Here is a 12074-nt window from a genome sequence, read left to right as displayed (position 1 = left end):
CCGAGGAGGTTCGGCAATTTGCTTAACGCTCGTGCCTGCACGAGGGGGTGCACCCTTGCCTCTACGGTGATCATCACCGCTCCTTCCTTCACGGAAGCTAGTCGCTTTCATACCGCCTCCTGCTGAGTGCATGATGGCAAATGGACATTAATGGCGGTCAGGTTCCTCGCCGCCTAGTACCAGCCCGGGGGGACAGACATGACCGGGCGCATGCCATAGCCTGTCGCCTATCGACGCGACCCGTGAATTTCCGCGCTTTTATCGATCGAACGCTGCTGGAGAGAATATGACACAGGACAATGCAGCTACGGCCGCCTGCATGATTGTGCAGGAGAACGTCATGGTTCCAATGCGGGATGGCGTGCATCTCGCCACCGACATCAGCTTGCCCAGCGATGACGGGGTCGCGCCCGCGCCGGGGCGCTTTCCAGCGCTTGTCGTTCGCACGCCATATAGCAGGGTTTTTCTGGCAGACTTTCCGCCGGACATGATCGCCGGAGCAACGGTGATCAACCGCCCGCTCGCGACGGCGAGAGGCTATGCCGTGGTCTTCCAGGATGTCCGAGGCGCGCACGGGTCCGAAGGTCGGCTTCAGCCCATGCAGAATGAAACAGCCGACGGCGCGGATACCGTGGCCTGGATCAGCGAACAGCCCTGGTCGGACGGGCGTGTCGCTTTCTGCGGTCCATCCTACAGCGGCCTCGCCTCGATGATGGGCACGGTTGCGGCGCCGCCGGCGTTGAGCACGTCCTATGTTCAGGCGCCCGCCACCGAAGTGTTCAACAACGGCTGGTTCCTGTTCGAAGGCGTATACATGCAGCACTACGCCACGCAGTGGCCGCTGATGCAATCTCTCGATCCTGCTTGCCACAGCGATCCGGAACTCGCCGCAGCCGCCCGACGGGACTTTCTGGAGCTTCATCCCGACGAAAACATGACCTGGATGACCGCGAACTTCCCGGACGACTTTTTCGACCGTCTGTTTCGGATCATGCCTCTCAAGGACATGCCGGTGGTGCGACACATGCCGTTCTGGCGTGAGATGATCGAAAATCGCGATAATCCCGCTTTTTTCGATGCGAACGCGATGAAGGACAAGCTGTCAAATGTCGATGTGCCGGTCCTCCACGTTAACGGCTGGTATGACGGTTTCATCCGCAACACTTACGAGCATTATGAGGGACTGGTTGCGCGTGCGGCGACCCAGGAGGCCCGGGACGGCCAACGGTTGTTCATCGGCCCCTGGTCGCATGGCGCGTGTTTTGAATGCCCGCCGGGCGGCGCGGTGGACGGGCAGCAACTGATGCTCACCTGGATGGATCAATGCTTCAAGGGGATCAGAAGCCCGGTTTTCGACGCCCCGGTCACGATCTATGTCATGGGCGAAAACCGCTGGAGAACGGAGACTAGCTGGCCGCTCCCGGGCACCGAGCGGACGCGCTTCTATCTGCACAGCCAAGGGGGCGCCAACACGGCGTCGGGTGATGGCGCGCTGTCGATGGAGCAGCCGGGTAGAGACGAGCGCCCCGACCAGTATCGGTATGATCCCGTCGATCCGGTGCGCAATATCGGCGGCGTCACTCTGTACGGCGGGCGAATGGCGCAGAACGAGATGGAGGCGCGGCCTGACATGCTCTGCTACACATCCGCCGAACTAGAGGAGGATCTGGAAGTTACCGGCAAGGTTAGGGCGACGCTCTTCGCGGGGTCATCCGCACAAGATACCGATTGGTGGATCCGCCTGATCGACGTCCGTCCGGACGGACGTGCCGATGCGCTCTGCCACGGTGTGGCAAGGGCCCGTTATCGGAATTCCCGCACCAATCCGGAACCGTTGATTCCTGGAGAAATCTGCGAGTACGCGATCGGCATGCAGGCGACCAGCAACGTATTCAAGAAGGGCCACCGTATTCGGGTCGAGGTTACGAGCAGCTGCTTTCCTCTCGGTGAGCGTAATCCGAATGCCTTCGTCGATCTGAACAGTGCTACGGAAGACGACTTTGTTGTCGCAGCACAGACGATCTATCACGACGCCAAGCACCCTTCTTACGTGGAATTGCCGATCATACCGGCCGGTCGCGAACGCAACTGGATCGATACCCCGTTTCCACTGGCGAGCGGAAAGCATTTCGAGTTTCCAGCATAATATTCAAGTGGATGGCAAGTTACATGTGCACAGCATACCGTGCCCAGGAGATGATGTGTGACGCAAGAAGAGCGGGATGCTAGGACCGGCGGTCAGTGGTGGCGCAGCATCGGAGGCCATGTCGATATCCCGCTCACAGAACTGTGGAAGATCGGCAGGGAGATTCTGGGGACCCGAGGCGCCTCGCTCGAACAAGCCAATTTTGTGCTCAAGCCGATCATCGATAAAGTTACGCAGGGCGACCATTCTCGCGGGCTCCCGCTGATCGCGAGACTGGCCAGCCTTGCCGATCAAGGCAAGCTTCGCTTCGAGGCGACTATTGCGGTGCGGAACGTCGCGTCGGGGTGCGCCACGGTCGAGGGAGACGCAGGCGCCTCCATCGATCTGTTGGGCAGAACCGCCATGGATTCGGCAATGTCGCTTGCCGGGCGCAATGGCATTGGACTGGCGGTGCTCAAATCGCCCTTGGGTGTGCTAACCCCGTTCGTGGAAATGGCGCTTGCGAGCCGAATGATCGGCATCGTCATAAGTCAAAGCGCCGCAATGGTGGCCCCTTTGGGCGGGATGAAGCCGTTGCTGGGGAACGCGCCGATTGCCATTGGCGTCCCGGCGGGTAGCCATGCTCCAGTCATCATGGATATGTCGCTCACGCAAAGCTCGACGTCCGGGATTTTACTTGCGGCGCGCCAGGGACAGATGGTGCCCGAAGGCCTGATATTCGATCAACATGGGGCGCCGACGAACCAGCCGGAAGAGTTCGTGGACCTGGAGGCGTTGGACGCTGGCCGACTACGGATAATCGGCAGTCTTGCCACGCTCGGCAACAGCCATAAGGGCTATGCCCTCAATCTCATATTCAACCTTTTGCCGTTGGCGCTATGCAGGTCCGACCCGCCATGGACTGGTGCTGAAGGGACCCAAGCCCGCGGGTTTGGCAGCCTCTTGCTCGCAGTCGATCCGGCCGCGTTTGGACCTGTCGATGAGGTTCTTGCACAGGTTGACGCCTTTATCGACCATCTGAAGGCAACGGGGCGCAAGGCGGGTGTCGATGCTATACTTTATCCCGGTGAGCGGTCGCAGGCCTTGAAGGCACAGCGAAACCTTGATGGAATTGTTCGCGTACCGGCATCTCAATGGCAGTCGCTGCTGCAACTCCATGGCACCGCTTGACGATGGGATTTTTCTGAGCAGGCCGCGCGAAGTGAGCCTGCTCCTGTCATGCGCAATGCAGCGAGCAATGTCGTATTGTTGATCTGGTATGCAAGCTCGTGCCCAATGCTGGCCTGTCTTTTTCGACACTTGCAGTGGGACAAGGGCACGTTGAGGCAGTCTCTTTTGCTGAGCCTTTCCCCCCAGTAGGGGACAGACGCTGGAAGGCTCGTTTCGTAAGAAGCGGACAGGCCCGACGGGAAGGTTCGTCCGCAACGTCGTCGCCTTTAAGCAAGTTTGCAAACGGGTTAACCGCATAAAGGATTGATACATGGCGGATAGTCGATCAAGACCCCCGCTACCGCTAAGTAGCTGCGTTTCGCCAGCCTCTTTCGTTCACGTCGTGATCAGAACCACCCAAATGGACCTGATGACGGAATGGTACAGGACCGTGCTCGGAACCCATGTGGTTTTCCGCAACGATATTGTATGCTTTCTTACCTATGACGGTGAACACCATCGAATAGCATTGTTGAATTCGTCTCATCAACCGGCTGACGGTGGTGGGAATATCGACCATATAGCCTATGCTTACAATGATCTTGGCGACCTGCTCGGGAACTATTACCGTCTCAAGCGCCTGGGGATAGAGCCGGTCCGAACAATCAATCATGGGCCTACCATCTCCTTTTACTATCGCGATCCTGAAAACGTCATGATCGAGCTTCAGGTCGACAATTTTGCGACGCATGAGGAATCGAACGCGTTTTTCCACAGCGAGGCCTTTGCGCAAAATCCCATCGGTGTGCTGGTGGAGCCTGATGCTCTACGCGCCGCCTGGGAAGGCGGCGTGTCCTGGGAAGAAATTCGCCAACGCCCGCCGCTTCCCATGGGGGCGCAGCCTCGCGACATGCAGAAGGAAAGAGCGGTGCCGCGATTTGCGCTTTGAAAGGCGCGGGGACGACGCGACTTCCTTAAGCGGTTACAGTTACTGTACTTCAATCTGGCCATTATCCTGATGGAAGATTTGATGCATCCTCCTCTTCCAGACTTGTCAAATCTGACCCCTCCGACGGCGGACAAGGATATGGTGCCGGCGCCCAACATCAACCATTTCGGACCCAGCCATCCTGGCCGCGCCATCCCGCCCATCATCTCGCGTTAAACGAAGCGAGTCGGGGTCATCTGCGACTGTATGGACAGCGTAAACAGGAGAGTAGAATGACCGCAAACACTGACAGCGAGCAGCGGATGGCAGCGGATCACTCATCGGGATCGAAGAAGAATCTCGCATCGGGTGCCGGACTCGCGGCAGCGCGTGATGACCTTACCTGGCAACCTGCCTGGCGCATCTGCGAAATGATCGAAAGTCGGGAGGTGACCCCCAGCGAAGTCACGGACCATTTTCTGGAGCGGATCGCGAAGCTGGAGCCGACGCTTCACGCCTTCGATACGCTGGACGCATCGGGCGCGCGAGAGCAGGCCGCCGTTGCCACGAAAGCGGTCGAAGATGGCGCGCCATTGGGGCCATTGCATGGCATTCCAGTCGCCATCATGGATGTCCACTCCGTCAAGGGATTCAGAAATGGCCTGCGCGGAATAGAGTGCGCCCGGTACGACGAAATCGCGGCCGAGCGCCTCCGCAACGCCGGCGCCATCATCTTTGGGACGACGGCCACCTATAATTGGCCGGTCGCGGAAGGCCCTCGCAATCCGTGGGATATCGGCCGCGATCCCGGCAATTCCAGTCGGGGCAGCGCCGTCGCCGTTGCGGCGGGCATGGTCCCGCTGGCCATCGGCCAGGATGGCGCAGGATCGACCAGGCTTCCTGCCGCATGGTCCGGCTGTCTGGGGCTTTCCACTACGAGGGGGCTCGTCCCCCATGTGGATTATGAGACGAAATCCCAGAAAATTACCGCCAACACGGGACCCATGGCGCGCAATGCGCGGGATTGCGCGATGATGTTGCAGGTAATCGCGGGTCGCGACGGACGCGACTTTCTTTCGACCCAGGTGGACACGCCTGACTATGCCGCGCATCTGGAGGACGGCGTCGACGGGATGCGGATAGCCTGGACCGACGATTTTGGCTGGTCGAAAATATACTGGCTTCCCGATAGCGCGGAGATCGTCGACCATGTGAAGCGCGCGACGTTTGGGTTGACGCGATCCGGCGCGCAGGTCGAACAGGTAGATGAGATATGGGAAGCGCCCTGGCCCACCATGGAAACGCTGATCAACAGCAATCCGGTAACCAGCACGCCCGACTCGGGGTTTCAGCCTGAGATAGGGCAACAGAAATTCGAGGAATTCTGGGGCAAGCCGCAAACGCAGGCGCCCGAGCCGATATCGGGCAACTGGCCCAAGGAAGTGGATGCGGTGGAAATCTATCGGTTCGCGTCCGAGAGCCGGGCGCGCATGGTCGAGACCCTCGAAGATGTCTTGCGGCGGTATAAAGTGCTTGTCAGCGCGACGGTGCCGATGGAACCTCGCCCCTTTGTGGAGTGGGGCTATTTCGGCCGGGGGTTCACTCTCACTACGTACGCCGCCCATACGACGATGATGAACCTGCTCGGCTATCCGGCCATTTCCGTCCCATGCGGTTTGCACAACGGGTTGCCCGTGGGCCTGCAGATCATCGGGCGACAGGGGCAGGAAGACGGGCTGTTGCGCGTCGCCAATGCGGTGCAGAAGCTGCACCCGATGCCCCTTCCGCCAGCGGCAGTATGATGAACATGGCGGTATCCGAGCCGAGCTACCTCGCAGGAGCAACCGAGCCGCCGCTTATCGAACATACGATCGGGTTTGCGCTTGAGCTTGCGGCCCGGCGCTGGCCTGATGCAGAGGCGCTGGTGTCCAGGCATCAGGGTGTTCGGCTTTCCTGGGCGCAATTGAAGGATATGGCTGACGCGTTTGCGGCCGGGCTGCTTGCGCTAGGGCTGCGTCCAGGCGACCGCTTGGCCGTGTGGGCGCCAAATTGCGTCGAATGGACGATCACGCAGTTCGCCACCGCGCGCGCGGGCATCGTGCAGGTCAACATCAACCCGGCCTACCGCCCCGCCGAGCTGGAATATACGTTGCGCAAGGTCGGGGTGAAGGCGCTGGTCTGCGCGACCGCCTTCAAGTCCAGCGATTATGTGGCGATGGTCGAGACGCTGCTGCCGGATCTCCCCGGTCGGGGCGAGGTCAGGTCCGGGCGACTGCCAAACCTTGTCCATATCATCAAGATGGGCGGCGACCCGCGCCCCGGCTGGCTCCAGTTCGACGATATCGCGGGGTTGCGGACCGAGGCGACGGACCGTGAGCTTTCGATGCTGGCCGCGGACCAGGAGGCCAGCGAGCCGATCAACATACAGTTCACGAGCGGTACTACGGGGTCGCCCAAGGGTGCGACCCTGTCCCACCGCAACGTGCTCAACAACGCCTATTTCGTGGGCCTGGGCATGGGACTGCGGGCCGGCGACCGGCTGTGCATTCCCGTGCCGCTCTACCATTGTTTTGGCATGGTGATGAGCAATCTCGCCTGCCTGGTCCATGGCGCCACCATGGTATATCCGTCGGCGGGCTTTGACCCACTCGCGGTTCTGGAAGCCGTCGAGGCCGAGCGTTGCACGGCGCTTCACGGCGTTCCTACCATGTTCATCGCTCAGCTGGAGCATCCCGATTTCGATCGGTTCGACCTGTCCAGCCTGCGCACCGGCCTGATGGCTGGATCCCCTTGCCCTGAGGAGGTTATGCGCAAGGTGATGATGCGGATGCACATGCGCGACATCGGTATCGCCTACGGCATGACGGAAACCAGCCCGGTCAGCTTCCAGACCGCCTTGGATGACGCCGTTGATCGGTGTGTCGGCACCATCGGGCGTGTCCAGCCGCATCTTGAGGTAAAGATCGTGGACCCGGCGACAGGCGAGATCGTGCCGCGTGGCCAGCCGGGCGAACTGTGCACGCGCGGCTATTCGGTCATGCTCGGCTATTGGGCTGATCCGGAAAAGACCGGGGACGCCATCCGTGAGGGATGGATGCATACCGGGGACCTCGCGGTCGCGGATGAGTCTGGCTATGGCCGCATCGTCGGGCGCATCAAGGACATGATCATCCGGGGCGGAGAAAATGTCTACCCGCGTGAGATCGAGGAATATATCTATCGACAACCCGCGGTCGAAGATGTTCAGGTTATCGGCGTGCCCGACGAGAAATTCGGCGAGGAAGTGATGGCCTGTATTCGACTGCGCGCCGGCGAAACTGTCGATGCCGAAGCCATACGTGCATTCTGCCGTGGGCAGATCGCCCATTACAACGTGCCGCGCTATGTGCGCTTCGTGGACAGCTTCCCGATGACAGTCTCAGGCAAGGTGCAGAAATATCTGCTTCGTGAAGCGATGTTGACCGAAAACGGCGAGGGATAGGCCAGGCCGGCCATCGCTAAACGAAAACAGTTGGAGCAGCGGCGAACGTCGAGACGCCGAAACGTCGAGAACTCAGCATCAACGGCGCGCTCGATTTATCAAAAGGAGCCGACCAGGGCCGAAGTCCGGGCATGGTCCGGCTTCGGCCTCCCTATGGCGATGTCAGCCAGGCATATCGCCGCGCATATAGGCGTCGAGCGTCAATTGATGGCGCCGGATCGGCAGGTCGAGATAATGACCATAATTGACCACTCCTGTTTCCGACGCCTCCAGCCCTTCCTGGGTCTGCGGCAGATTGTCCCAATCCTGATCGAGAACCGGGCCGAGATTGCCGAGCTCCGCTGCACTGCCCCATGGCTGGTCATCGGGCACTTCATTCATCTTCGCGGCACTCGGGCGATCCTGACCCTTGGGAACGGTCTTGAGGAAATAGACCTCCATCGTCGACTCGTCGTGCTTCTTTCCCCGCGGCAGGAAGCGGAAGACGAAATTCTTTCCGAACCCGCCAAACACGCAAAAATTGGGAAAAACGATGTACATGAGGTCGTCGAACAATTCCGTGTCGGACACTTCGCTGTGATCGATCCCGGTTTCCTCCGCCAACAGCTTTCGGAGCAACGTGGCCGTGTAGGAACGCGCGCTCACGCCATCGGGTAGCCGCGTGTCGACGTTGCCGCCTAAGACGCTGTAGATGCGCGATCCGGGTCCGATGAGGGCCTCGGCGATTTCCTGCTGCGTATATTCTCTTGCGACCTGCGGGCTCTGGAAGCCGCGTGCGCCGATGTGGCGCGTCACATGAGGTGAATAGACATCGAACTGCGCGTTGGCATCGGCCATGAAGGGGATGATCTGGGGATGGGTGGCCGTCGAATGATATGGCTCCAGAAAGGCCTCGAGCGTGATGCTCCAGTTGCATTTCGCCGCCTTCTTGACGTGAACCGCGATATATTTGTTTTCCAGATTCCAGCGTGCGAAATGCCGTGGGATGGGGTCGAGATATTGCTCGAGCGGCGCGGCGTCCTGATCGAAGTTGACGAAAATAAATCCGCCCCAGCGGGCGAGTTTTGCTTCCGGAAGACCGAACTCGGATGGCTTGCAATGCGGAAAATCCCACGCGACCGGATTGCGCAGGAAGCTGCCGTCACGCTTCCAGGTGAAGCCGTGGAACGGGCAGCGGAAGGATGCCGCGTGGCCCGGCTCGGTCACCAGCTTGCGGCCACGATGGAGGCAGGAATTGTGCAGCGCCTTGAATTCGCCCGGTGCGGAGCGGACGATGATCAGCGACTTCCCGACGATATCATAGTTGATATAATCGCCGACATTGGGAATTTCTTCCTCCCGGCAGGCCATCTGCCAGGTCTTCAACCACATCCGCTCGATCGAACGGTCGAAAAAGTCCTGATCCGTGTAGCGGTCAACGGAAAAAGGCTCGGTCCCCAGGTCCGGCACCGACCGCTCCCGCAGCGCCGCGGGGGGCGTGCACGAGTCCAGATCGAGAATTTCCTGGTAGTTGATGGCGTCGATCTGCGCCATCGTCGAAGGGATTGCTGGATCTTTCACGCGGGTCTCCTGAAATTCGAGCCTGTTCTCCGATCGCACAGCCCGGAAAACAACCTAACTCTATCGGCATTATAGCTTCATGCCGACAAGCTTGCTGTCCCCCGCCTAGGGGGCATTTAGGCGAAAAACTGATGAGGCAACAATGTGCTGCGTGTACCTCTCGTCCCGACTCCAATCCGTGGGCGCTTCGCCATGGTACGGCTTGCGTTGCGTGCACCCCTATCAACAGCAGCATATGCCTTAGCCCTGCCCGACCGGGTATGTGGATCGGGTCCCCCGCCGCAGGGACATACGCCTATAATCGAATCCATCATGTCCCGTAGGATATTCTCGATTGCGCGAGCGTGGTTCATATTTGATCGATATAGATCTTGAACGGCGAGGGGCCGAATCGTGAACGAAGAGGCGCCCGTCGTATGCGTGCGGTGCGAAGGTCCAACCGGTGGAGATGGGGCTATGAAGGTTTCCGAAGTTCAGTTCCGGAGCGGCGAGGATTTCTGTGCGGCAACGCTCTACGAACCGAACGATCTGGCAGCCGGAGAGCGCCGACCGGGCGTTGTCATGGGTCATGGCTTCGCCCTGGTGAAGGAGGCGTTGGCCGTCAGCGCGGAATATCTTGTCCGCGCTGGCTATGTCGCGGTGGCCATCGACTATCGGCGTTGGGGCAAGAGTGGTGGCGAGCCCCGCAGGCTTCTGCGCCCGCTCGACGAGGTTGAGGATTTCCGCAACGGCATTTCTTTCTTGCAATCCTGTGAAAGCGTCGATCCGGAGCGCATCGCCATCTGGGGTGTCAGTTTTGGTGGCGGCGTCGTTTTGCAGACGGCTGCAGTGGATCGACGGGTCCGCTGCGTCGTGTCGCAAAGCCCGGCGCTCAATGGCCGTCTTTGCCAAAGGGAACTACGCGGGATGCCGCGATATATGGAGATGCTCGAACGTCTTCGGCTAGACTGGGAGCGAAGGTTCAGGGGCGAAGAGGGCGAGCGCGTCCCTGCGATGGGGCCTCTTACCGACGAATCCTTTCCTGTCATCCCATCGAACGCCGCTCCGGATTACTGGACGCGTTACCCCAGTTTCAAAAATGACATTCTTCTCGAATCGCTCGAGCATATGCTGATCTGGGCTCCGGAGAGCATGATTGACCTGATCGCGCCCACGCCGATGCTGATCGTAACAAATGGGTTGCTCGATTTGCATCATCCGCTCGACAAGATTCAGGACGCGTTTCGACGCGCCGGGGAGCCGAAAAAGCTGGTGATCCTGCCCTATGACGTGCGCGGCCTTTATGAGGATCCCGGGATGGGTGAAGCCATGGCCGAAGCGATCTCCTGGTTTGGCCGTTATCTTTAGGCGGCGTGGACTGGCAAGTCCCGGCATTGAAGATCATACGGTGCGGCAGGGCACGGCTTCGAGCAGATGTTCGAGGAACTGCCGGGCCGTGAAACGCCGAGGTTGCCAAACCAGGCAGGCAGTCCCCCTGCGCTGATCCCCCGACAAGGGGACTGAATGGCTGGCGCCCCACATGCTATGTCAGCTTTGAGAGGCCATATGCGTGAATGCAACCGGCCCAAGGCGCCAGGAGGAAAAAGAAGGTGAGCATCGCCCAGTCGCAGGCTTCGGAGAAGCTGAATTTTTCACGTTCAGGCCCGCGTGATATGCATGCGCAGCAGCGATATGCGCGGGACCGTGGCGTTCACTGGGACGAGGGTCTGGGGGGCTGGATCGTTGCATCGTTCGACGGCGTCAGGCGCGTCATGTCAAATCCAGGTCGTTTCACGAGTGAGGGGCTGCCGACCAGCGAGGCATTCGGCAGCCAGGCGATGCTGGTGACCGACAGCCCGATACACCACAAACTAAGGGGCGCATGGGCTGAGAAGATGTCGACGCCCGGCGTCGCTCAGCTCGAAGCGCAGATCGAAACCTTCATCAAGCAGGCGTTCGAGCACGAGTTCGAGGCGCTGAACCGCGGCGAGGCGGCGGATCTTGTGCCAGGCTTCTGGGGCATCACCAGCCGCGTCATCAGCTATTTGATGGATACGCCTTTCGAGTCCGCTGCGCAGTTCATTGCCGTGAACAAGATCCTGAGCGACGGTGCGACCATCCCTGTCGAAAAGGGTAGCCCCAGATATCAGGAGCGGGAAGCTGCCAAAGCGAAGGTGTTCGATTTCCTGCGTCCTATCGTCGAGGAGCGGCGTGCTGCCCTCGCCAGTGGCGAGAAGCGTACCGACCTGATCAGCTTGATAGCGGCCCTGCAGGATAGCGACGGCGTCACCGAGCAGATGGTGCTGGACAATCTGCTCAACTTGTATCTCGGCGCATTTGAAACCACCGCGCTCTGGATGGGCAATATCGCCATACGGATATACGAGGATAAGGCGCTCAACGCCGCTCTGCGCGCCGATCCCGCCCTAATTCCGAATGCCTGCGAAGAGATTATGCGGATCGATTCGGTCGTGCAACTCAACATGCGAATTGTGCGCACCGACACCGAGCTGGACGGCACGAAGATGAAGGCCGGGGATCGCGTTTTTGTAATGCAGGGAGCCGCCAACAGGGATCCAGCAGTGTTCGAAGATCCTGAACGTTTCGATATTCACCGCCACGTAAAGCTACACCTCGGCTTTGGTTTTGGGTTTCATCAATGTCTGGGTCAGTTTCTTGCACGTTTGGAAGCGCGTTTGTTTGTAAAATATATTCTCCATACCTTTCCCGAACTGGTGTTCGAGGAAAAGGACTTCGGTCGCAGTTGGGATGTCAACGGCCCCCACAAGCTGGTTGCTCGCCGGCCCGGCATCCTACAATCTTGAGGGGGC

At 59.8% G+C, this 12074-nt stretch carries 8 protein-coding genes; 7 read left to right on the top strand and 1 reads right to left on the bottom strand.

The genetic code is table 11. The features are described 5' to 3' along the window. The first annotated feature begins 286 nt into the window (after positions 1-286). From A8G00_RS19410 to A8G00_RS19390, 5 genes are all read left to right on the top strand, one after another. Positions 287-2146, top strand: a complete 1860-nt coding sequence (locus A8G00_RS19410) for a CocE/NonD family hydrolase (RefSeq protein ID WP_103001461.1) — start codon at positions 287-289, stop codon at positions 2144-2146. A 57-nt stretch (positions 2147-2203) separates the two neighbouring features. Continuing rightward, a complete protein-coding gene (locus A8G00_RS19405) occupies positions 2204-3316 on the top strand; it encodes an Ldh family oxidoreductase (RefSeq protein ID WP_103001460.1) in 1113 nt (370 codons plus the stop codon). 382 nt (positions 3317-3698) lie between these two features. Further along, the gene (locus A8G00_RS19400) at positions 3699-4244 is read left to right on the top strand and encodes a VOC family protein (protein ID WP_172451926.1); all 546 of its coding nucleotides are present in this window, start codon (positions 3699-3701) and stop codon (positions 4242-4244) included. 272 nt (positions 4245-4516) lie between these two features. After that, entirely contained in the window at positions 4517-6025 is a 1509-nt protein-coding gene (locus A8G00_RS19395) for an amidase (RefSeq protein WP_103001458.1), read from the top strand. A gap of 5 nt (positions 6026-6030) precedes the next feature. Further along, complete coding sequence (locus A8G00_RS19390) at positions 6031-7704, top strand: AMP-binding protein (protein WP_103001462.1); 1674 nt, start codon at positions 6031-6033, stop codon at positions 7702-7704. 162 nt (positions 7705-7866) lie between these two features. Here the strand turns inward: A8G00_RS19390 and A8G00_RS19385 are convergent, their stop codons facing one another. After that, positions 7867-9264: an SRPBCC family protein gene (locus tag A8G00_RS19385; protein WP_146032624.1), complete on the bottom strand. Its 1398-nt coding sequence runs from the start codon at positions 9262-9264 to the stop codon at positions 7867-7869. A gap of 456 nt (positions 9265-9720) precedes the next feature. Between A8G00_RS19385 and A8G00_RS19380 the strand changes: the two genes are divergently transcribed. Then, positions 9721-10611: an alpha/beta hydrolase gene (locus tag A8G00_RS19380; RefSeq protein ID WP_103001456.1), complete on the top strand. Its 891-nt coding sequence runs from the start codon at positions 9721-9723 to the stop codon at positions 10609-10611. Between the two features lie 242 nt (positions 10612-10853). Further along, positions 10854-12068, top strand: coding sequence for a cytochrome P450 (locus A8G00_RS19375; protein ID WP_172451925.1), 1215 nt, complete (start codon positions 10854-10856; stop codon positions 12066-12068). The last annotated feature ends 6 nt before the right edge of the window (positions 12069-12074 follow it).

Source organism: Sphingobium sp. SA916 (assembly GCF_002894065.1).
GTDB classification, from domain to species: domain Bacteria; phylum Pseudomonadota; class Alphaproteobacteria; order Sphingomonadales; family Sphingomonadaceae; genus Sphingobium; species Sphingobium fuliginis.
The sequence above is the reverse complement of the archived record's forward strand: the minus strand, read 5'-3'. Positions and strand labels throughout refer to the sequence as shown.